This is a genomic window from Kribbella caucasensis (assembly GCF_004361855.1).
GTDB lineage: Bacteria > Actinomycetota > Actinomycetes > Propionibacteriales > Kribbellaceae > Kribbella > Kribbella caucasensis.
Window position 1 is genome coordinate 1 of record NZ_SNWQ01000029.1, and the last position, 20,569, is coordinate 20,569.

The window sequence follows — 20,569 nt, forward strand, 5'->3', positions numbered from 1 at the left end:
CGGGAGCAGCTCCGCGGACCGGGATGGTCTGGTGTCTGGTGCCGCCGACAGTCCGTTCGACGGTGACGATGCCGATGAGTTGGGTGGGGCGGCTGGCGGCGCCGATGCGATGGTGGTCATCCACGCCACCGGGGCCGAACTCCAAGCCCTGATCACCGGACAAACAGGCACCGGCGGCGAGGCCGAACACTACGGGCCGATCCCGCAGAACTCGCTCCGCAAACACCTCCTCAAAGCCCTCACCGACACCCTGCTACCGAACCTCGCCGACGCCGCCACCGGAGCCGGAGCCAGAGCCGGTGCCGGAGCCGGCGCCGGAGCCGGTGCGAGTGCGGGGGCCGGTGGAGCCAGAGCCAGTGCCGGACCGGGTGCCGGTGCCGGACCACCATCTGGCCGGGGCGGCTCCCGGCTCGATATTCGGGTCACCGACCAGCCACCCGCCAGCGATCCGAACCGGTACACGCCGTCGGCTGCGCTGGACCGGTATGTCCGGCTCCGGGACCGCACCTGCAGGTTCCCCGGCTGCAACCGGCCGGCCGAGTTCACCGACCTCGACCACCGCATCGCCTTCGGCGCCGGTGGCCGCACCACCGCGGACAACCTGCAGTGCCTATGCCGACACCACCACCGCCTCAAGCATGAAGGCGGCTGGAAGATCCACCAACACCCCGACGGCACCCACACCTGGATCAGCCCCACCGGCCGCCGCTACCGCGAGAACAGCCCACCCGCCAATCGGACGCCGACCGGCCCAGCGTCACCCGGCCCACCATCGCCCGGCCCACCATCGCCCGGGCCACCATCGCCCGGGCCGGCAAATGAACTGATCCACCACGAGCGCCACAGCGTATGAGGCTGTCTCCGTGAGGGGATGTCCGGCGTGGTGGACTCAAGGCGGCTCAGGGCTGGGGCGGTACGGCGTGCTCCAGGGCGGCGAGGAGGACGAGGGGGCGTTGGTCGGGGGCGGGGCGGACCTCGTTCATCAGGTAGGAGAAGGCGATCTCGCGGCTCGGCCAGGCGCCATGTCGGGAGCCACCCGCTCCGGCGTGCCCGAAGGCGTCGGCGGGGCGGCCGAGATTCGCGGCAGGCACTTGGAGTTCGAAGCCGGCGCCGTAGGCGATCTCGCTCCCCCACGTCGGCTCGATTCCGCGCCGGATCTCCCGCCGGCCGAGCTCGACCGTCTCCGGGGTCAGGACCCGCAGGCCGTCCACCACGCCGACGAGCGAAGCATAGAAACGCGCCATCCCCCGCGCGGTCCCGAATCCGCCGACCGCGGCGAGGCCGGCGCTGCGGTACTCGGGGCTGTTCCAGATCTTCTCGGCGCCGGGCACCCATAGCGGATTGCGGTTGAGCCGCAGGAGTGGATCGCTCTGCGACTCATCCACAAGTACGCTGTCGGGCGCCACCATCGTCGCCGCGCGCCAGTGGAGGTCGTCCGGTAGCCCGATCCACACTTCCAGGTCCAGCGGTACGGCGAACTCCTCGGCGAAGAACCGGCTCACGGTTCGCCCGTCGATCCGGCGTACCAACTCGTCGACCAGCCAGCCCCAGGTGATCGCGTGGTACATGAACGCGGCCCGCGGATCCGCCGACGGAGCCTGGCCCGCCAGGTGCGCGGCCATCACGTCATGGTCGAGGAGATCGGCGTACCCGGCCTCGACCCACGGCAACCGGGCCTGATGTGAGATCACCTCCGCCACCGTGATCGCCCCCTTCCCCGCGGCTGCGAACGAAGGCCAGTAGCGGCTCACCGGAGCGTCGAGCGACACCTGACCACGCTGGACCAACAGCAGAACGCAGGCCGATGCGAGCCCCTTGGTCCCCGAGAACATCAACTGCACCGTGTCGCGATCCCACTCGCCTCCGGTGTCGCGGTCCGCCGTACCGCCCCACAGGTCGACCACCAGCCGACCATCCTGGTACGCCGCGAAGGCCGCCCCCAGCTCATCGCGCTCGGCGAAGTTCCGTGCGAACGCCTCGGCCACATCCTCGAATCCCGCCGCTGTGTATCCGTCCATGCGCGAGATAGTACCGATCGGTCTCATCTAACACCAACGATCCTTCACCAGATGAGACAGATCGGTATCCTGTTCGGCGGAGGTGGTGCACGATGCCGGTCAAAGCCGGTGAGCGACTGGATCCCGAGGCGACGAAGACCCGGATCCTGGCGGCGGCGTCCGACGTCTTCATCCGGCGCGGCATCCACGCGGTCGGGATCAACGAGATCGCCGAGGCGGCCGGCGCATCCAAGCTCACCATCTACAAGAACTTCGGTTCCAAGGACGGCCTGGTCGAGGCGGTGCTGACCGACCGGACCCGGCGAGTGCGCGCGTGGCACGAGCAGGCGGTCGAGCAGGCTGAGACCGGCCGCGACCGGATCCTGGCCGTCTTCGACCTTGTCGCGACCTGGTACGCCGAGGCCGGGTTCCGCGGTTGCGCGATGATGAACGCGGCAACCGAGGACCGCGGCCGGGACGGCACCCCACGGCAACTGGCCCAGGATCACCTGAACTTCTACCGCGACCTCTTCAGTCGACTCCTCTCCGAGGCAGGCGTACGCGATCCCGAGACCACGGCGCGTCAGCTGGTCGTCGTACTCGAGGGCGCGACCCTCATCAGTGCGGTCGATCGGGATCCCGGGCTAGGAGCCGAGGCGCGGGCGATCGTGGAGACTCTGCTCGACGCGGCTTGAGGTACCCCAGACACACGAACACACAGGCCGCCGCAACTCCCGCGGCGACCAGGAACGCGGTCGAGAATCCGAGCCGCTCCGCCACGAGTCCACCGAGCGGACCCGCCGCCATCACACCGAGATCCCAGAACGATGTCATCACGCCCATCGACACGCCCGGCCGCAACCCACGCACCCGGTCGAGCGTGATCGACACGCAGGCCGGGTAGATCAACGCCAACCCGAGCCCGGCCATCGCGGTGAACACCAACGCACCCACAGCCCCGTCGGCAAAAGCGATCCCGATGAGCGCCACCGCCTCGATCGCGACCGTTGACGCTGCCACCGCACGTCCGCCGTGCCGATCGACCGCAGGGCTCCCCGCAAACCTGACCACCAGGAACGCCGCCCCGAACACCGTGAGCGCGACGCCATCCCCATCGATGCCGTCCGCCCGCAATCGCAGGACCAGCAACGCCGCAACCGTCCCATAACAGTACGCCGCCAGCCCGATGGTTGCGCCTGGCAACGGTACGCCGACGGGCAGCAGATCACGGACCCGGCGGATCCGGACCAACGGCTCGACCCGGCCGGGATCCCCGCGGGTGGTGAACACCAGCACCATCGACACCCCCGCGAGGCCGACAACGGTCCACCAGACCCAGTCCCCCACCAGCGACGCGATCACTGGCCCACCAGCCAGACCACCCCACATCGACAACCCGAACCATCCCGCGACCCGCCCGCGCTGAGCCACCCGCGTCCCGGTCAGCACCCACGGCAACGCGGCCGAGAACAACGCCGCCTCCCCCGCACCCATCACCAGCCGCGCAGCCAGCAGAGCCACCAGATTCGGCGCGATCAACTGCCCGAGACCACCGGCAGCCGTCAGAACTCCGCCGGCCAGTACGACGGGACGCGACCATCCACCATCCGCCAGCCAGCCGGCGAACGGCCGCCCGCAAGCCGTCGCCAGGAACGCGATCCCTACCGCGGTCCCGCTGGCCAGCGCACCCCCGCCGAACTTCTCCGGCACATACGCCGGTAACGCCTGCAACGCGGCCCCGAACGCCAGGTACCCACAGAACACCGCTGCCCACAACCGCCGTACCGGAACCGCCATGCCGGAGATGATACCGGTCGTTCTTATCTCCGGGAACCGTCTATCCGCTGGGGCTGACCAGGCCGGATTCGTAGGCGACGATGACGGCTTGGACTCGGTCGCGGAGGGCGAGTTTGGCGAGGATGCGGGCGACGTGGGTCTTGACGGTCGCCTCGGACAGTTGGAGGCGGGCGGCGAGTTCGGCGTTGGTCAGGCCCTGGGCCAGCAGTTGCAGTACCTCGAGCTCGCGGGCGGTCAGCGTGGCCAGGTCGCGATGGATCGCGGTCGAGTCGGCGTCCCGGCGGGCGAACCGTTCGACCAGGCGGCGGGTGATGGCCGGCGCCAGCAATGCGTCGCCGTCGCGGACCATCCGGACGGCGGCGACCAGGTGTTCCGGGGTGACGTCCTTGAGCAGGAAACCGCTGGCACCGGCGGACAGGGCCGCGTAGACGTAGTGGTCGAGGTCGAACGTGGTCAGGATGATCACCCGTGGTTCACCGTTGCCGCCGGCAAGTATGCGCCGGGTGGCCTCCAGCCCGTCCATCTCCGGCATCCGGATGTCCATCAGAACCACGTCAGGCCGGGTACGGCGTACGGCCTCGACGGCGTCGGCACCGTTGACCGCTTCGGCGACCACGTCGATGCCGTCGCTGGTGAGGATCATCCGGAAGCCGGCCCGGACCAGCGCCTGGTCGTCGGCGACCACCACTCGCAGCGGCGCGGTCCCTGGGCCTGTCACTGTGCCTCCAGAGGGATCAGTGCGGTGACCCGGTAGCCACCGCTGAGGCGTGGTCCGGTCTGCAGGGTTCCACCGTAGACGGCGAGCCGTTCGCGGAGGCCGACGAGCCCGTGTCCGTTGCCGGTGGCGGCCGCGGCGGTCGGCGTACCGCCGGTGTCGGTGACCTCGACCCGGAGACGGTCGTTGCCGTAGTCAACCAGTACCGTGGCGGCCGCGCCCGCGGCGTGCTTCATCGTGTTCGTCAGCGCCTCCTGGACCACCCGGTAGGCGGCCAGCTCGATACCTGAGGGCAGGGCGCGAACCTGCCCGACCGTCGACAGCTCGACCGGTACGCCGATGTCGCGCACCCCCAGCACCAGCGCCTCCAGCCCGTCGAGACCCGGCTGCGGCGCGAACTCGGTCGGGTCGGTCGGCTCGGTCTTGGCTGCCGGATCGTTGCCATCGCCATCCATCGTGAGCAGGCCCATCACGTTTCGAAGCTCGGTCATCGCGGCCCGCCCGCCGGCCTCGACCGCCAGCAGCGCCTCGCGGGCCTCGTCCGGGTTGGCGTCCATGACTTTGCGGGCGGCGCCGGCCTGGATGACCATGACGCTGACGTTGTGCGTGACCACGTCGTGCAGTTCCCGGGCGATCCGGGCACGCTCGTACTCCGCCGCGCGGCGGAGCGCGTCGGCCTGATCGCGTTCCAGCGCGGACACCCGCTCGCGCCCCTCGTCGGCATGGCGTTTCCACCGGCGCAGCCCGTCGGCCGCGACCGCGATCGGCACCAGGATCAGAAACGGGACCGAGCCCTCCGGGACGGTGGGCACCGCCGGTTCCTGGAGCTGGGTGTACAGGAATGCCGCCAGCGGCAGGCTCACCAGGGCCGGCACCCGGTAGGGGCTGTAGACGGCGGCGGTGTAGGCAGCGATGACACAGACATAGAACGAGAGCCTCAGCGCGGCGTTGGAGTCGGTCACAAACGGCGCGATGGCGAGCACAACCCACAGGACCGCCAGCGGATACCGGCGGCGCAGTATCAGCGGCAGCACCACAACCAGCATCAGCAGGACCGCGAGGCCGACGTGATCTTGGTCTATCGGCGGGAACGGCTCCCTGATCAGGCCGGGCGGCTCCCCAGGCACAAAGACGACGTCGGGCGCAGGGCGATCGCCGCCGTCACCACCACTGAACTTGAGCGCCACCAGGCCGAGGCCCAGCGCGAGGACCACGTCGAAGATCTGGCCGCGCCGCGACAACGGCGGCAGCTCACCGGACGGCCGCATCAGCAGCCTGACTCCGGCCCGCAGCCGTTCGGCCACCGCTACCTTCATCGGATTCGTCGCCGGCAAGCTCCGTCGTTGAGGGCGGGGAGGTACCGCGACTGCCTCCCTTCGGGAATCGGGAATTGTCGGTCCCGGCTGATTGGGTAGATTCCATGTCCCGGTTCCGGATGTACCCGACTCCCGCGCAGCAGATTGCGTTGCTGGAGCAGTGCGGGCACGCCCGGTACGTCTGGAACCTGGCGCTCGAGCAATGGTCCATGTGGACCCCCGCCAAAGGCCCGACGCCGGGCTTTGCTGAGCAGTGCCGGCAGTTGACCGAGGCGCGGGCCGTGTTCGGCTGGTTGCGGGCCGGATCCCAGACCGTGCAGCAGCAGGCGCTGCGGGACTTCGACCAGGCCGTCAAGAACTTCTACGCAGGCACCCACCGGCGGCCGACCTGGCGCAAGGCCGGGCTGCACGAGGGTTTTCGCATCGTCGGCGCGCAGACGTCCAGGGTCGTCAAGCTGAACCGCAAGTGGGCCGCGGTCAAGCTGCCCAAGATCGGCTGGGTCCGGTTCCGGCTGTCCCGTGCCGTTCCCGACGCGAAGTCGTACCGCATCACCTGCGACCGGATGGGCCGCTGGCACATCGCCTTCGCCGTCATCCCGCCGCCGGTCCCCGCACCCGGCACGGGCGAGGTCGTCGGGGTGGACCGCGGCGTCACCGTCTCGGCGGCCCTGTCCACCGGCGAGCTGCTGACGTGCCCCGGGCTGACGGACCGTGAACAGGCCCGGCTGAAGCACCTGCAACGTCGCCTCGCCCGGTGCCGTCCCGGCTCCAAGCGCCGTCGGCGGGTGCAGGCCGCGATCGCCAAGCTCCATGCCCGGGCCGCCGATCGGCGCAGGGACTGGGTGGAGAAGACCAGCACCGACGTCGCCCGACGCTTCGACGTCATCCGCGTGGAAGACCTGCGGGTCGCGCAGATGACCCGGCGCCCCAAGCCGAAATCCGATCCCCAACGACCAGGGAGATACCTGCCGAACCGCCGCCGCGCCAAAGCCGGACTCAACCGCGGCATCCTCGCCAACGGCTGGGGCGACCTGGTGACCCGGCTGGAGCACAAGGCCACCGGCCGGGTCGAGAAAGTGAATCCTGCGTACACGCCGCAGACCTGTAGCGTCTGTGGGCACTGCGCACCGGGAAACCGCGAGAGCCAAGCGGTGTTCCGGTGCGTGGCCTGCGGACATCAGGCGAACGCGGACGTGAACGCGGCAGTCAACATCGCGGCCGGACGGGCCGTCAGCGCACGCCGAGAGACGCCACCGCGGGTCTCGCCGAAGCGTGAACCTCAACACGCTACCTCCGCGTAGTAGTTGGAATCCTCGTCCTTCAGGGTGGGGAGGACGTCAACAGCCCATTCTGACCGACTGCCCGGCCGGCGGCGTCAGCCTCGCTGACCATCTGGGATACATCGCTCGACTACATCGCAGGGATGACACCGGCCGGTCTCATCCATTCGCGGTACGGCAAATGCCTCCGGAGGCCGACGCGCCCGCTCCAGGACCGGACCTAGCGTCGGGCCGACGGAAGCAGACGAGCTCTGAGGGGAGCCATGATGACCGTGCCATTGGTCGAGTTGCGTGAGGTCAGCCGCAGGTACGACGGAGGTCCGCCGGCGTTGGACGGTGTCTCGCTGACGATCACCGCTGGGGAGGCAGTCGCGATCCTCGGGCCGTCCGGGAGCGGCAAGTCCACGCTGCTGAATCTGGTCGCCGGACTGGACCGGCCGAGCAGCGGCGCGGTGACCGTGGACGGTGTCCGGGTCGACGAGTTGGGCGAGGCCGGCTCCGCGCGCTATCGGCGGGCCAAGATCGGCATGGTGTTCCAGTTCTTCAACCTCCTCGACGACCTGACCGTAGCCGACAACGTCGTACTGCCTGCACAGCTGGCCGGGATGGCCCGCGGCAACGCACAGCGCCGCGCGACGGAGTTGCTCGGCGCGCTTGGTGTCGACCGGCATGCCGGTGCCTACCCGGGCCGGTTGTCAGGTGGTGAACGGCAGCGCGTCGCGGTGGCCAGAGCCTTGATGAACCGGCCGTCGCTGCTGCTGGCCGACGAACCGACTGGTGCGTTGGACACCGCCTCCGGCGAAGACGTTCAGCAGCTGCTCAAGGATCTGCACGCCGACGGGCAGACGATCGTCATGGTTACCCACGACCTGGCCCTGGCCGAGTCGTGCGCGACCCGCACAGTCCAGCTCGTCGACGGCCGGGTCGCCGCGGACACCCTGGAGCGCGTCCGATGAGCGCGTTGGGAAGTGTGGTCCGCTCTGGTGTCGGGCGCCGCCGCGTGCAGACGGTCGTGATCACGCTGGTCGTGGCGATCGCGGTGACCGCCGCCGTTCTCGGTGGATCGTTGATGGTGGCTTCGAGTGCGCCGTTCGACCGGGCCTTCTCCCAGCAGCGTGGCGCGCATCTGACCGCGCAGTTCGACGCGACCAAGACCACGGTCGCGCAGCTGTCGGCGTCCGCGAAAGCAACCGGAGTGAGCGCGGCGGCCGGCCCGTTCCCGACCGCGTCGATCAGCCCGGTCAGAGACTCCGGCGGAGGCCTGCCACCGATGACGGTGGTCGGACGGGCCGATGCAGGTGGGGCCGTCGACGCGGTCACCCTGACCGAGGGGCGATGGGTGAACGGACCCGGCGAGATCGTGCTGTACTCCGACGGCCGGCTCAGCGAAGGTGGACCGCTGTCGAAGGTGGGTGACGTACTGCGCCTGCCGGACCTTCCCGGCAGCCCGACGCTGACGGTGGTCGGCATCGCCCGATCGGTCAGCGAGACCGCCGGCGGCTGGGTGGACCCCGGGCATATTGCGGCATTGACCGCACCGGGCGCGGCCGGCGGCTACCAGATGCTCTACCGCTTCACCGCGGCCGACACCACCGAGCAGGTCGACACAGGCCGCGCCGCCGTACAGGCCAGCGTTCCCGCCGGGGCCATGACCGCATCGACCTCGTGGCTCCACACCAGACTGGAAAGCGCCGGGAACACCTCGCTGTACGTACCGTTCCTGATCGCGTTCGGCGTGCTCGGCGTACTGATGGCGATTCTCATTGTGGGCAACGTGATCGCCGGCGCGGTCAGCACCGGCACCCGCCGTATCGGCATCCTCAAGGCTCTCGGGTTCACCCCGAACCAGGTCGTCCGGGCCTACATGTTCCAGGCGTTGATCCCCGCTGTGGTCGGGGCCGCGCTCGGTGTTGTCGCCGGCAACCTTTTGACGGTCCCGGTGCTGTCCCAGACCAACAGGCTCTACGGCACCGTCGACTCCGGCGTCGCGCCGTGGGTCGACGCCGGAGTAGTCGCCGGAGCCCTTGCCCTGGTGGCTGTCACCGCTTTGGCAGCGGCATCCCGGGCGGGACGGCTGCGTACGGTCGACGCGCTCGCGGTCGGCCGTACTCCGAAGCCCGGCCGTGGCTACTGGGCCGCCCGGCTGACCGCGCGTCTGCCACTCCCCCGGCCGGTGAGCCTCGGTCTGGCCCATCCGTTCGCCCACCCCTTCCGATCCACCACGATCGTCGCGGCGATCGCGTTCGGGGCCGCCGCCGTGACGTTCGCCGTCGGACTGGGCGCCTCCCTGAACCAGGTGCAGGCCACGCAGCGGCACGCCGACGTCATCATTCACCCCGGCGCGCCCAACACCGGACCTCCGCCCGGTGGTGGACCTCACATGATCACCGACGAAGAGATCGCGGCCGCCGCGCCCGACCCCGCCGTGGTCGCCAAGGCAGTCACCGGCCAAGCCGGGACCAGCGGCTACAGCGGAGTCGCCCAAGCCGAGGTGACCGTCCCGGCATGACCGATCAACTGCAGGCCCTCGCCTTCACCGGCGACAACTCGTCGTACGGGTATCGGATGGTCTCCGGCCGCTGGTTCAGCGGGCCCGGCGAGATCGTGGTGTCGACCCCGTTCCTGACCGCTACCCACACCAAGGTCGGCGACACCGTCGTACTGACCTCTCACGGCAAACAACTCACCGTGCGGATCGTCGGCGAAGCCTTCAACCCCGAGAACCGCGGCCGGCAGGTTCTCACCGACCTCGGAACTCTCAGGGCCGCCGAACCGCAGCTTCGGCCCGACACGTACAACATCGTGCTGAAGCCCGGTACCGACAAGGGCGCCTACATCGAGGCCCTCAACACCGCGCTGGCATCGACCGCGACCGGCACCCTGTCGCAGGCGATCGCGGAGGCGGCCGAGACCGAGATCGAACCGTTCATCGTCATCATCAACGCGCTGACGGGTCTGCTCACCCTGCTGCTCATCACCGTCGCGGCCCTCGGCGTACTCAACATGGTCGTCCTGGAAACCCGCGAACGAGTCCACGATCTCGGCGTCCACAAAGCGCTTGGTATGACCCCGAAGCAGACCACCGCGATGGTCATCTCCTCGGTCGTCGTCACCGGCCTGATCGGGGGCGTGATCGGCGCGCCGGTCGGAGTGATCCTGCAGCGGATGACCGTGACCGACATGGGTCACACCGCCGGCTTCAACCTCCCGGCTTCGGTCCTCGACATCTACAGCACGGCAGAACTGGTGCTGTTCGGTGTAGGCGGCCTCGCCATCGCCGTACTCGGCTCGCTGCTACCCGCCGGCTGGGCGGCCCGCACCCGCACCGCCACCGCCCTGCGTACCGAATAGCTATTGGAGAACAGGAGCGATCGTCTTCGACCGTGCACCTTCGTAGGCGGCTAGCAAGATCCCGAGTACGGCGATGCCCTCGTCTTCCGTGTGCAGCGGACGGGTCTTGCCGGCCAGGGAATCGGCGAAGTGACCGATCTCGGCTACGAAGGTGTCCACGGGTTCCAGGTCGAAGGTCTGGGACTCACCGGACCGAAGCTGGTACGTCAGGGAGTTGCCGTCACTGGACAGGGATCCGAGCTCCCCGACGACGGAGAACCGCTCGGTGGCCACGGCCGGCTGATAGGCCCAGCTGGTCACCAACTGCCCGACGACACCGTTGTCGAACCTGATCAGGACCTGCGCGGAATCCTCCCCCTCCATGAACTTCAGCCGATGCGTCGACAGCATCGCGGTGGCCTCGACCGGGGAACCGCCGGACAAGTGCAGCATCAGGTACGTCGGGTGGTACCCGGTGTCGATCAACTCGCCACCGCCACTCGTCTTGCTGCTTGCGCGCCAGCCCATGGAGCTCGGATCGAAGTCGTTGTAGAAGCTGTCGGTGGTCCGCACCTCATAGACGGTTCCGATGGTCCCGGCGTCCAGAAGCTCCTTCGCCTTGGCCACGGCCGGCAGGAACAGCTGGTTGTGCGCGCACATGAGCGTCACGCCGGTGGCACTGACCGCCGCGCGGACCTCCGCAGCCTCGTCCGCGGTGAGGCAGAGCGGCTTCTCACACAGGATGTGCTTGCCGGCCTGGGCAGCTGCGACGATCGCGTCCCTGTGCAGGTGATGAGGCAGGCAGATGTCGACCGCGTCGATGTCCTCGGCCTCGAGCATCCGGCGATAGTCGGTGTACGGCGTGGCGCCAAGCTCAACGCCTCGCGCGGCAGCCGTCTGCTCCACCGCGTCCGCCACCGCGGTGATGCCGATCTTCTCGGCGTGCTCGCGATATCCCTTGATGTGGGCGGATGCGATCCCGCCGCCCCCGATGAGCCCGACCTTGATCATTCTGTCCTCAGCTCTTCGTGGCTGGATAGGGAACTGCCCGCCCTTCGCCCGCCGCCTCGTTGGCGGCGACGACCAGCCGGGTCAGCTCCACCGCGCGACTCAGGTTGTCGTCCGCCCGGGTGCCGTCGTTGATGTGGTCGACCCACTGCGCGAACGGATCCTTGCCGTGCTCGGGGACCGGTAGCTGTCGGCCGGCGATCGTCAGGACGTTGCCGTCGTCGGTGTAGGTCAGGCCGGCGTCGGTCCCGAAGAGCTCGATCGTGAACGGGTTCGGGCTGGCGAAACCGGCCTCGATCACCCCGATCTTCTGATCGGCGTACCCGGCGACGACGACCGCATTGTCCTCGAGGCCGCGCCCTGCCACCGAACGATAGGTCGCGCTGATGGTCTCGGGGTCGGCGCCCAGGAACAGCTGCATCAGGTAGACCGGGTGACAGCCCAGACGCCGTCGATGTCGTCGCCGGCCAGTAGTGCGTCCAGGTCGTCGGTGAACGGGACCCCGAACTCATCAGCACCGGCCTGCCCGAGAGCCAGGTCGTCATCCCAGACGCCGACCAACTCCGTATCGGGATGTTGTTGAGCCTGCCTTGCGTAGTCCTTCGCGTGAACGTGCCAGAACCCCAGGACCGCGATCTTGAGCGGTTTCGACACCTTCTCCTCCTCGAACGAGGCGATCGGCCGCCACCCACCGTACTAGCGGAGTTCGCGGAGAACCATTTCAACCAGAGCGTCGGCTTCCTCGTCAGGTCCAGTCGCCGGTGTTCTCGAGGCGGAGGCTCAGCAGTTGTTCGAGGGGCATGGATTCGCCGTCGCGCGCGCCGAGGCCGACTGTGATCGGCGGGTCGGACGGCGAGATCCGTAGCCCCAGCAGCCGCGCCTTCAGGCTGGCGGACGCACCAAGGCTGTAGTAGTTGCCGTTGGTGTCGGCCCCGAGGGTGCGGTTACGGCGGAGATACCAGCCGGTGACGTTGGTCCGATAGCTCGCACCCGATCCCGCGACCTGCGCCCGCAGCGGCCGAGGCTCGATGCCCGCAGCCTTCATCTTCCGGACGAATTCGGCCAGCAGCCCGCGGGCCTGCGCGGTCTCGGCGGCCTTGCGGTGTTCGAGGGCAGCAGCATGTGCGACGGCCGCCTCCCGCCGCTTCTCGCGCCAACTCGGCTCGTTCTCCACCCTGCCACCCTACGGTCGGCCCAGTACGGCGTGGCATCGTGGTGCCGTGACCATCGAAGTCCGGCCGGCTTCAGTCTTCGAGGATGTTCGTGCTGTGCTCGGCCCGAAGTCGCCCGGAGCCAACGTCTGCTGGTGCCTTAGCTACCGGATCCCGTCCAAGCTCAACAACGAACTGCAGGGTCCGGCCCGCGGTGAGTACGTCGCCGACCTCTGCCATGCCAAACCCGCTCCGGGAGTGCTCGCCTACGACGGCGACGAGCCGGTCGGCTGGGCCGCGGTCGCACCGCGCTCGGACACCTCCTTCGCGCGCAACCGCAAGATCCCGCACCTCGACGATCTGCCGGTCTGGTCGCTGTGGTGCGTCCGCGTCCGCCCCGGTCACCGGAAGACGGGGATCTCGCACGCCCTCATCGCTGGCGCGGTCGAGTTCGCCCGAACCCAGGGTGCACCGGTGATCGAGGCGTACCCCATCGACAACGGTGACGCTCGCATTGATCTCACGATGGCGTACGCCGGGATCCGGAAGAACTTCGAGCGCGCCGGGTTCACGAAGGCCGCCGACACCACGTCGGTACTGGCCGGTCATCCCCGGATCCTGATGCGGCTCGACCTGCGCTGAGCCTGCGTTCAGCCAGCGGGTTTGGTCAGGCAGGTGGTCGGTGTGCTGGCGGGGCGGGTGCCGATCAAGGGCTCCGCACGGTGACGGCCGAGGTTCCACTCCAGCCAGTCGTCGTCACTGACCTCGCGACCGGCCAGTGCGCAGTCGGCCACATCGGCCGGAAGCTTGGCGAGCACCGGGACGGCATCGTCCGAAAGGCCTTGCAGATAGATCCAATCCACCTTCCCCGTCTCGGTGTAGCGGTCCACGTTGTGCTGAGCGATCCAGGCGTCCGGGTTGATCGCCGCGATCGCCAGCAGAAGGCTGGCCCCACTGAGCAGCGCGGCCCGGGGCAGCCAGGTTGCCTTCAGAGTCAGGCCGGCCGCCATCACCCCGATCACCAGCAGTCCCAACCAGCCCTCGAAGACGTCGACGAGCAGGCGGAGCTCGGTGAAGCCGTACGCCTCCTGGTAGACGTGCATCCGGTAGAGAGCGGATGCGACCACGACCAGGGTCAGCACGCAGAGCAGTCCGAGCGATCCACGCAACCAGGCGACGTCCGCGGTCGTAGTACGCGGCGCCTTGCGAGCAGCGGCCCACACCACGAGCAGGGTGAGTGCAGTGGCCACAGTGAGCTGGCCGAAGCCCTGGTGGACGTACTCCGCGTAGGTGAGACCCGTGATCCGCTCGACGTAACCGTGCCCGCCGAAGTTGGCAGTCGCCTGCGCCGCAAGGAAAACCAGGAAGACCGCATCCACGAGCAGCACCGGCACCAGCCACTCGTAGCGGCGCGCAACCGGCCGCGCCGTACCAGCGCCCGCCTCGACGTTCGGCGGGTTCAGCCCGAGGTACGTCGCCGCCAGCACGATGCCACCGACGAACACGGTGATGAACGCCCGCAGTACGAACGAGTCGAGTTCCAGGTCCGGGACGATCGCACCCGCCCACTCCGCGAAGATCGCATCGGCCGAGGCGAACAGCAGTCCGAAGACGAGGACCCCGAGCAGCGACCACAGGATCGTCCGCAGCGCCGCCGCACTCGACCGCAGACCTCTGACAGCCTGCGCGGAGCGACCCAGCCACGGCAGTCCCCGCAGCCCGGCGAGCGGCCATGCGATGCCGGCCAGTACGAAAGCGGGCATCGTACGGCCGTTCACCAGCCCGGCAACGCAAACCGCGCCACCGGCCAGCAGGCACAGAACCGCGATCCACTCCGCGTCCCGGACGACAACGGTCGCGGCCAAGAGCAGGCACAGCGCGGCACAGGCCTGGGTGAAGCGGGACTGGCGGTTGACGCTGAAGGCGAGGATCGCTCCCCCGGCCGCCAGCAGTACCGCGAACGTGCCGATCCCGAGGTCGCGGAACGGCAGCACGATGCCGGCCAGCAGACCGACCCCCAAACAGGCGAGCACCGCGGCCACCTTGCCGGGTACGCCGGCGTCAGGCCAGAACTTGCCGAACAGCATGTCCATCCCCGACTCCGGCGCCCGCGTCGCGGCGGGTGCCGGCGGCACGGGTTGGGCGGGATTGTCGACCGGCTTCGTCATGACTTGCTCCTGTACCTTCCTGGTGACTTGAGTGCGTTGCCGAGGTTCGTGCGGTAGCTCGAGGCGGACCCGGGCACCGGTACTGCGCGGCGCGGGGTCGACGAAGTGGATGGTGCCGCCGTGGAGATCGGTCACCCAGCGGGCGATCGCGAGACCGAGGCCGGTGCCCCCACCACCGTCGGCGTCCGCCAGCGTCCCGAACCGCTCGAAGACGCGGTCCCGGCCGGCTGCAGGGATGCCTGGCCCCTCGTCGGCGACCTCCAGTTGCCATCCCGTGGCCGTTGTTTGGGCGGTGATCTGGACCAACCCACCGGCGGGGCTGTGCCGGGAGGCGTTGTCGAGCACGTTGGCGATCAACTGATGGAGCCGGGCCGGATCGGCCGGGACAGTCAGAGCCGGCGGCGTGACCTGTACGTCGTACCGGACGTCCCGACCAACCACACGTGCCTCGGCGACGGCGCGCTCAAGCAGTTCGAGCACGGGCACCTGAGTGGTGGACAGTCGGGCCTCGCCGGCATCCACGCGGGCCAGGTCGAGCAGGTCGTTGGCAAGGGCGGAGAGCCGCTCCGCCTGATCAAGCGCCGTCCGCAGAGCCACAGGATCCGGCTCGGCGACGCCGTCGACGAGGTTCTCGAGCACGGCGCACAAGGCGGCGAGCGGCGTACGGAGCTCGTGGCTCACGTTCGCCACCAACTCGCGGCGCTGGCGATCGACGGCTGCCAGGTCCTCGGCCATCCGGTTGAAGGCCCGGGCCAGCTCGCCCACCTCGTCGCTCGAGCTCGCGGTGACCCGGGCGGAGTAGTCGCCGCGGGCCATTCCACGGGCCGCGGCGGTCATCTCGCGGAGCGGCGACGTCATCCCGACGGCCAGCAACTGGGTCACGCCGAGGGCCAGGGCAACTGTGACCGGAACGCTGAGCCACACCGGCACGCTGCCGACGGCGCCGACCGCCGCGACGATCGAGGCCACGGTGACACTGACGGCGACAAGCAACCCGAGCTTGACCTTGACCGATGTGACCTGGTCCAGCAGGGGGCTGCTCATGTGGCGCTCCGCGGTTCGAGGGCGTAGCCGACGCCATGCACCGTCCGCACCCGGTCCGCGCCGATCTTGGCTCGCAGCGCCTTCACGTGGCTGTCGACCGTCCGGGTCCCGGAGGCACCCGGCCAGCCCCAGACTTCGGCGTACAGGTTCTCCCGGGTCAGGACGACACCCGGGCTGGCGGCCAGGAAGAGCAGCAGATCGAATTCGGTGGGCGTCAGGTGGACTTCGGTGTCGGCGACCCAGGCCCGGCGGGCGGCCGCGTCGACCCGCAGGTCGCCCAGCTGGATGGCTGAGCGGGCGGCCAGCTCAGCCGCGCGGTCGACCCGTCGGAGGAGGGCGGCCACCCGAGCCACCAGCTCCCGCATCCGGAACGGCTTCGTGAGGTAGTCGTCGGCACCGACGCCGAGACCCACCAGGATGTCCGCCTCGTCGTCGCGCGCGGTCAGCATCAGGACCGGCACCGGCCGCTCCGCTTGGATCCGCCGGCACACCTCGTGGCCGTCGAACCCGGGCAGCATCACGTCCAGGAGGACCAGATCCGGCGAGGTTTCGGCGAACTGCGCGACCGCGCCCGGACCGTCCCAGGCCTGGACGACCTCGTACCCCGAGCCGCGGAGCCGGTCGGTCACCGCCTGATTGATGACCGGCTCGTCCTCGACGACGAGGATCCTGTGTTCGTTGACTGACACAGTTCGAGACTAGGAGCGAACCTGGTCAGGAGTAGCGGACGACTCGTGAAGGTTTTGTGCAGGTCTCACCCTGTTGTTGAGGGGGAAGATATCCGCGCTACCAGGTGCTCCCAGGCTCGGTCGAGCCCGGCGGCGATGCAGCCGGCCACGACCGTGTCGGTGCCGAGCACGCTCGCCTTCACTTCCGGCAGCACCGGAGCCAGCTGGCGCAACTGGTCGACGACGGCCTCGAGGAAGCCTGGCGCCTGCCCGATACCACCGCCCAGCACGATCAGCTCCGGGTCGACGACCGCGATGACGGTGCACACCGCCTTGGCCACGAGCAGCGCCTCTTCGGCCACGATCTCGGCCGCGACCTCATCGCCGCGAGCCGCCGCCGCGAACACCTTCTCGGCCGACGACGCACCCCGCACCCCTGCACGTCTGGCAGCTCGGACCACAGCGGCGGCCGAGGCCGATGCGTCGAAGCTGCCCCGTTTGCGGGCATCCCGCGCATCACTGCCATGGCCTTCGGCGAAGGGCAGGTAGCTGATCTCGCCGGCCACACCATGTGCGCCGTGCCGGAGCTTGCCGTCGAGCACCAGGCCCATACCGATACCCGTACCGACGGAGACGAACGCGAAGCTGTCGACGTCGCGACCATGACCGTGCACCCGTTCGGCCAAAGCAGCCGCATCGACGTCGTTCTCGACCATCAACGTCGACCCGAACTCGTTGCGCAGCGCCGGCAGCACGGCCGGGGAATCCCAGCCGGAGAGTCGCCCGGTCAACGTCAGGGTGTCGAGCCTCGGGTCGTAGACACCGGGACTTCCGATCACGGTCTGGGTCAACTGCGAGGCGCTGATACCGGCGTCAACCAACAACGTCGTAGCGAGCCCGGCCAGCTCCTGGACCCGGGCCATCGCGTCCCCGGCTTTCGTACGCACGCTCAGCCGACTGCGAACCGCACCGGTCATATCGGCAACAGCACCGCGCAGGAACTCGCGCCCGACGTCCAGCCCGAGAACGAACCCCGCTTCCGGCCGCACCTCGTACAGGACCGCGGCCGGACCCGGTACGCCCGTGCGCTGCCCGGTCGCGTGTACGAGTCCGACGCGCTCGATGGTGCCCAGCGCCGCGGACACGGTTGGCTTCGACAGCCCGGAGAGCCTGGCCAGCTCCGTCCTCGACACCGGCCCGGACCGTCGGATGTGATCCAGCAGCACCTGCTCGTTGATCGCGCGGATCAGTTGCGGGCGGGCCGCGGATGGACCTCCGGCGACAACCGTCACGTCGAACTCCCTCCGTCGCGAGATCTTAAAGCTGCCGTCACACCAAGCCCTTGTGCGGCCGGGATTGTTAAGTTAGTTTCCTAACGATTCTATTGGTCGGCACTTGGAGGTGCCAAGCCATGACTCGTTCGCCGGTCGTTCTCGGCCTCGACTTCGGCGGTACGAAGATCGCTGTGGCGGCTGGCGATCTGACCGGTCGGCGTCTTGGCGTCACGACGGTCAACAGTCTGGCCGAGGCCGGCGCCGAAGCGGCCATGGCGCGCGGACTGACTGCGGCGCGGGAACTACTGGCGGACGTCGCCCCCGAGCGGGAGCTCGCAGCGGTGGGCGCGGCCACCCTCGGCATACCGTACGACGACCGGGTCGAGCTCGCGCCGACCTTTCCGGGCTGGGGCGAAATCGCCTTCGGACAGCTGGTACGGGACGCCTTCCCCGGTGTCCCCGTCCGACTCGGCACCGACGTCAAGGCTGCCGCCGCGGCCGAACTGCGATGGGGTGCGCTGGCCGGCTGCGATCCGGGCATCTACCTCAATCTCGGTACCGGGCTGGCGGCGGCGATCGTTGCCGGAGGCACCGTGATCTCCGGGGCGCACGGGGCATCCGGCGAGATCGGCTACAACCTCAGAACAGCCGTAGACGTGTGGATCGAACCGGCCGAGCGCACGATCCTGGAGCACGTTGTCAGCGGTCAGGCGCTAGATGCGACCGGCAGCGACAAGTTCGGGCGACCGATGACAGCGGCTGAGATCTTCGCGTTGGCGGAGACCCAGCCGGACGCCGCCGTGCTCGCCGACGAGTTCAACCGCGAACTGGCGATGCACGTCGTCAACCTCGCGATAGCCATCGACCCGGTCCGGATCGTCGTCGGCGGCGGGCTGGTCGGTTCGTGGGCCCGGATCGCACCTGATCTGCGCCGGGCCCTCGACGCGGCCGTCCCCTTCCCACCGGAACTGATGGTGGCCCGTTTCCCTTCGGACGCGCCGCTCGTCGGTGCGCTCGCCCTTGGCGTCGAGGCCGCCGGCGCCGTCCTCGGCGAGGAGGCATTCACATGACCAGGACTTCGAGCAGTGGAAGGCAGGGACGATGAGGAGCATCAAGCGTGTAGCCGTCACCGTGGTGGCGGTGGGCTTACTGGTCGCGGGATGTGGCGGCGGCAGCAAGCCGGTCGGGGACGCCGCGTCGAGCAATCCCTCGGCTACGACGAGCAGCGGCGCCGGTCAGGGGTCGGGAGCCTTCAAGAAGGGCGGCACCGTCACGATCGCCAACGTGGCCGGGCAGACCTGGCCGTGCCAGTTCAACCCGTTCAACCCATCGGTCAACCAGGTGGCACTCGGCTTCGTGTACGAGCCGCTGACCTTCGTCAACGTGCTCAAGGACGGTGGCGCCACCCCGATGCTGGCCACCGGCTTCAGTTGGTCGCCGAAGAAGGACTCGATCGTCTTCACCATCCGCTCGGGCGTGAAGTGGAGCGACGGGCAGCCGTTCAGCGCCGACGATGTGGCCTACACGTTCAACCTGATGAAGCAGCAGCCGGCCCTCGACCTGTATTCGCTGTGGACCGGCGCCGGCCTGACCAGCGTCACCGCGGCCGGTGACAAGGTCACGCTGAAGTTCAAGGCACCGGCCGAGCCGTACTTCTTCAACTTCGCGAACCAGGTCGGCATCGTGCCCAAGCACATCTGGTCCACCGGTGAGGCGGCGTCCAAGCCGGCCACCTGGGCGAACCCGAAGCCGGTCGGCACCGGGCCGTTCACGATCGGCTCCTGCACCAGCAACGTCATCTCCTACGTTGCCAATGGCACCTACTGGCAGCCGGGCAAGCCGTATCTGGAGAAGATCCAGTACCCGGCGTACCTGGACAACAACCCGGCCAACCTCGACCTGCAGAGCGGCAAGGCGCAGTGGGGCGGCCAGTACATCCCGAACATCGAGCAGTTCTACAAGGCGAAGTCCCCCGACAACAACTACTGGTTCCCGCCGACCGCGAGCGTGGCGATCGTCCCGAACCTCGACCCGTCGCACAAGGCGACCAGCAACCTCGCGGTCCGGCAGGCGATCGCCTACGCGATCGACCGGGAGCAGATCTCCAAGATCGGTGAGAGCGGATACCAGCCGGCCGCGAACCAGACCGGCGTGGTCACGCCGACCTTCGACAAGTACTTCGACAAGGACGCGCTGACGGCCGCCGGCTACGACAAGCCGAACCCGGACAAGGCCAAGCAGTTGCTGGAGGGCGCGGGCTACTCATCGTCCAACCCGCTCAAGCTCACCGTCATCACGGTCACCGGCTACACCGACTGGGATGCGTCGCTGGCGGTCGTCAAGCAGCAGCTCGCGGCTGTCGGCATCGAGCTGACCATCTCGGACCTGCAGCAGCAGGCGTACAACCAGAAGCTCTTCACCGGTGACTACGACCTGGCCTACTCCAGCCAGTCCGGCGGCCCCACGCCGTACTACGAGCTGCGGCAACTGCTGTACTCGAAGAACAGCGCCCCGATCGGCCAGCAGGCCAGCAGCAATTACCAGCGCTACCTCAACCCCGAGGTGGACAGGCTGTTCGACCAGTACGCGAGTGCCGACCCGGACACCCAGGTCAAGCTGATCAAGCAGATCTCGGGGTTCATGATCAAGGACGTGCCGATCATCCCGACCACCGAGTCGGTCAACTGGTACCAGTACAACACCAAGGACATCGGCGGCTGGCCGACGCAGGAGGACCCCTACGCCCAGCCGGCGCCGTACAACATCCCCGACGTCGGTCAGGTCGTGGCGAACCTGTACTCGAAGTCGGCCCAGAAGTAGT

General features: G+C 68.8%; 20 protein-coding genes. 9 read left to right on the forward strand and 11 right to left on the reverse strand.

From position 1 onward, the window contains the following. The coding region (locus EV643_RS45165; protein ID WP_238166082.1) for an HNH endonuclease signature motif containing protein at window positions 1–853 on the forward strand (853 nt) is incomplete at its 5' end. Between the two features lie 46 nt (window positions 854–899). Here the strand turns inward: EV643_RS45165 and EV643_RS37745 are convergent. After that, window positions 900–2,018, reverse strand: a complete 1,119-nt coding sequence (locus tag EV643_RS37745; protein ID WP_133805024.1) for a serine hydrolase domain-containing protein — start codon at window positions 2,016–2,018, stop codon at window positions 900–902. 92 nt (window positions 2,019–2,110) lie between these two features. Here EV643_RS37745 and EV643_RS37750 point away from each other — a divergent pair, with 92 nt between their 5' ends. Further along, on the forward strand, window positions 2,111–2,692 hold the full coding sequence (locus EV643_RS37750; RefSeq protein ID WP_133805025.1) for a TetR/AcrR family transcriptional regulator: 582 nt from the start codon (window positions 2,111–2,113) through the stop codon (window positions 2,690–2,692). Here the strand turns inward: EV643_RS37750 and EV643_RS37755 are convergent. From EV643_RS37755 to EV643_RS37765, 3 genes are read right to left on the reverse strand one after another with little or no spacing between them, the layout of a single operon-like run. Next, a complete protein-coding gene (locus tag EV643_RS37755) occupies window positions 2,616–3,794 on the reverse strand; it encodes an MFS transporter (RefSeq protein WP_133805026.1) in 1,179 nt (392 codons plus the stop codon). The genes EV643_RS37750 and EV643_RS37755 overlap by 77 nt on opposite strands. A gap of 40 nt (window positions 3,795–3,834) precedes the next feature. Then, entirely contained in the window at window positions 3,835–4,512 is a 678-nt protein-coding gene (locus EV643_RS37760) for a response regulator (RefSeq protein WP_255513078.1), read from the reverse strand. Further along, window positions 4,509–5,825: a sensor histidine kinase gene (locus EV643_RS37765; RefSeq protein WP_133805027.1), complete on the reverse strand. Its 1,317-nt coding sequence runs from the start codon at window positions 5,823–5,825 to the stop codon at window positions 4,509–4,511. Before EV643_RS37765 ends, EV643_RS37760 begins: the two co-directional genes overlap by 4 nt. A gap of 104 nt (window positions 5,826–5,929) precedes the next feature. On the opposite strand from EV643_RS37765, the gene EV643_RS37770 reads away from it, so the two are divergent. The 4 genes from EV643_RS37770 to EV643_RS45175 all read left to right on the forward strand — a co-directional run bounded on the left by EV643_RS37770 (window position 5,930) and on the right by EV643_RS45175 (window position 10,456). Further along, a complete protein-coding gene (locus EV643_RS37770; RefSeq protein ID WP_133805028.1) occupies window positions 5,930–7,126 on the forward strand; it encodes an RNA-guided endonuclease InsQ/TnpB family protein in 1,197 nt (398 codons plus the stop codon). 245 nt (window positions 7,127–7,371) lie between these two features. Beyond that, window positions 7,372–8,061: an ABC transporter ATP-binding protein gene (locus tag EV643_RS37775; RefSeq protein WP_133805029.1), complete on the forward strand. Its 690-nt coding sequence runs from the start codon at window positions 7,372–7,374 to the stop codon at window positions 8,059–8,061. Continuing rightward, the gene (locus EV643_RS45170; protein WP_202869933.1) at window positions 8,058–9,614 is read left to right on the forward strand and encodes an ABC transporter permease; all 1,557 of its coding nucleotides are present in this window, start codon (window positions 8,058–8,060) and stop codon (window positions 9,612–9,614) included. The genes EV643_RS37775 and EV643_RS45170 overlap by 4 nt, the downstream gene beginning before the upstream one ends. Then, window positions 9,611–10,456, forward strand: coding sequence for an ABC transporter permease (locus EV643_RS45175; RefSeq protein WP_202869934.1), 846 nt, complete (start codon window positions 9,611–9,613; stop codon window positions 10,454–10,456). Before EV643_RS45170 ends, EV643_RS45175 begins: the two co-directional genes overlap by 4 nt. Here EV643_RS45175 and EV643_RS37785 read toward each other — a convergent pair whose 3' ends face one another. The 4 genes from EV643_RS37785 to EV643_RS37795 all read right to left on the reverse strand — a co-directional run bounded on the left by EV643_RS37785 (window position 10,457) and on the right by EV643_RS37795 (window position 12,617). Beyond that, the gene (locus EV643_RS37785) at window positions 10,457–11,446 is read right to left on the reverse strand and encodes a Gfo/Idh/MocA family protein (RefSeq protein WP_133805030.1); all 990 of its coding nucleotides are present in this window, start codon (window positions 11,444–11,446) and stop codon (window positions 10,457–10,459) included. A gap of 7 nt (window positions 11,447–11,453) precedes the next feature. Then, on the reverse strand, window positions 11,454–11,864 hold the full coding sequence (locus EV643_RS46165; protein ID WP_238166083.1) for a Gfo/Idh/MocA family protein: 411 nt from the start codon (window positions 11,862–11,864) through the stop codon (window positions 11,454–11,456). Next, a complete protein-coding gene (locus tag EV643_RS46170; protein WP_238166084.1) occupies window positions 11,864–12,097 on the reverse strand; it encodes a Gfo/Idh/MocA family oxidoreductase in 234 nt (77 codons plus the stop codon). The genes EV643_RS46165 and EV643_RS46170 overlap by 1 nt, the downstream gene beginning before the upstream one ends. Before the next feature lie 91 nt (window positions 12,098–12,188). Further along, window positions 12,189–12,617, reverse strand: a complete 429-nt coding sequence (locus EV643_RS37795) for a hypothetical protein (protein ID WP_133805031.1) — start codon at window positions 12,615–12,617, stop codon at window positions 12,189–12,191. 46 nt (window positions 12,618–12,663) lie between these two features. Between EV643_RS37795 and EV643_RS37800 the strand changes: the two genes are divergently transcribed. Next, on the forward strand, window positions 12,664–13,236 hold the full coding sequence (locus EV643_RS37800; protein ID WP_133805032.1) for a GNAT family N-acetyltransferase: 573 nt from the start codon (window positions 12,664–12,666) through the stop codon (window positions 13,234–13,236). 8 nt (window positions 13,237–13,244) lie between these two features. On the opposite strand, the gene EV643_RS37805 is transcribed toward EV643_RS37800, so the two are convergent. The 3 genes from EV643_RS37805 to EV643_RS37815 all read right to left on the reverse strand — a co-directional run bounded on the left by EV643_RS37805 (window position 13,245) and on the right by EV643_RS37815 (window position 17,766). After that, window positions 13,245–15,806 (reverse strand): DUF4153 domain-containing protein, encoded by a 2,562-nt coding sequence (locus EV643_RS37805; RefSeq protein WP_133805033.1) that lies wholly within the window; start codon window positions 15,804–15,806, stop codon window positions 13,245–13,247. Next, the gene (locus EV643_RS37810) at window positions 15,803–16,495 is read right to left on the reverse strand and encodes a response regulator transcription factor (RefSeq protein ID WP_202869935.1); all 693 of its coding nucleotides are present in this window, start codon (window positions 16,493–16,495) and stop codon (window positions 15,803–15,805) included. Before EV643_RS37810 ends, EV643_RS37805 begins: the two co-directional genes overlap by 4 nt. Window positions 16,496–16,560: 65 nt before the next feature. Beyond that, window positions 16,561–17,766 (reverse strand): ROK family transcriptional regulator, encoded by a 1,206-nt coding sequence (locus tag EV643_RS37815; RefSeq protein WP_133805034.1) that lies wholly within the window; start codon window positions 17,764–17,766, stop codon window positions 16,561–16,563. A 119-nt stretch (window positions 17,767–17,885) separates the two neighbouring features. Here EV643_RS37815 and EV643_RS37820 point away from each other — a divergent pair, with 119 nt between their 5' ends. After that, window positions 17,886–18,818 (forward strand): ROK family protein, encoded by a 933-nt coding sequence (locus EV643_RS37820; RefSeq protein WP_133805035.1) that lies wholly within the window; start codon window positions 17,886–17,888, stop codon window positions 18,816–18,818. 31 nt (window positions 18,819–18,849) lie between these two features. Then, the gene (locus EV643_RS37825; protein ID WP_133805036.1) at window positions 18,850–20,568 is read left to right on the forward strand and encodes an ABC transporter substrate-binding protein; all 1,719 of its coding nucleotides are present in this window, start codon (window positions 18,850–18,852) and stop codon (window positions 20,566–20,568) included. Window position 20,569: the final 1 nt, after the last annotated feature.

Bases quoted from the DNA above. Each gene is read 5' to 3' on its own strand.
- EV643_RS45175 (WP_202869934.1), top strand. From the start codon at position 9,611: ATGACCGATCAACTGCAGGCCCTCGCCTTCACCGGCGACAACTCGTCG.
- EV643_RS37805 (WP_133805033.1), bottom strand. From the start codon at position 15,806: ATGAGCAGCCCCCTGCTGGACCAGGTCACATCGGTCAAGGTCAAGCTC.
- EV643_RS37825 (WP_133805036.1), top strand. From the start codon at position 18,850: ATGAGGAGCATCAAGCGTGTAGCCGTCACCGTGGTGGCGGTGGGCTTA.
- EV643_RS37765 (WP_133805027.1), bottom strand. From the start codon at position 5,825: ATGAAGGTAGCGGTGGCCGAACGGCTGCGGGCCGGAGTCAGGCTGCTG.
- EV643_RS37820 (WP_133805035.1), top strand. From the start codon at position 17,886: ATGACTCGTTCGCCGGTCGTTCTCGGCCTCGACTTCGGCGGTACGAAG.
- EV643_RS37775 (WP_133805029.1), top strand. From the start codon at position 7,372: ATGACCGTGCCATTGGTCGAGTTGCGTGAGGTCAGCCGCAGGTACGAC.
- EV643_RS37750 (WP_133805025.1), top strand. From the start codon at position 2,111: ATGCCGGTCAAAGCCGGTGAGCGACTGGATCCCGAGGCGACGAAGACC.
- EV643_RS46165 (WP_238166083.1), bottom strand. From the start codon at position 11,864: ATGCAGCTGTTCCTGGGCGCCGACCCCGAGACCATCAGCGCGACCTAT.
- EV643_RS37770 (WP_133805028.1), top strand. From the start codon at position 5,930: ATGTCCCGGTTCCGGATGTACCCGACTCCCGCGCAGCAGATTGCGTTG.
- EV643_RS45170 (WP_202869933.1), top strand. From the start codon at position 8,058: ATGAGCGCGTTGGGAAGTGTGGTCCGCTCTGGTGTCGGGCGCCGCCGC.
- EV643_RS37785 (WP_133805030.1), bottom strand. From the start codon at position 11,446: ATGATCAAGGTCGGGCTCATCGGGGGCGGCGGGATCGCATCCGCCCAC.
- EV643_RS37745 (WP_133805024.1), bottom strand. From the start codon at position 2,018: ATGGACGGATACACAGCGGCGGGATTCGAGGATGTGGCCGAGGCGTTC.
- EV643_RS37755 (WP_133805026.1), bottom strand. From the start codon at position 3,794: ATGGCGGTTCCGGTACGGCGGTTGTGGGCAGCGGTGTTCTGTGGGTAC.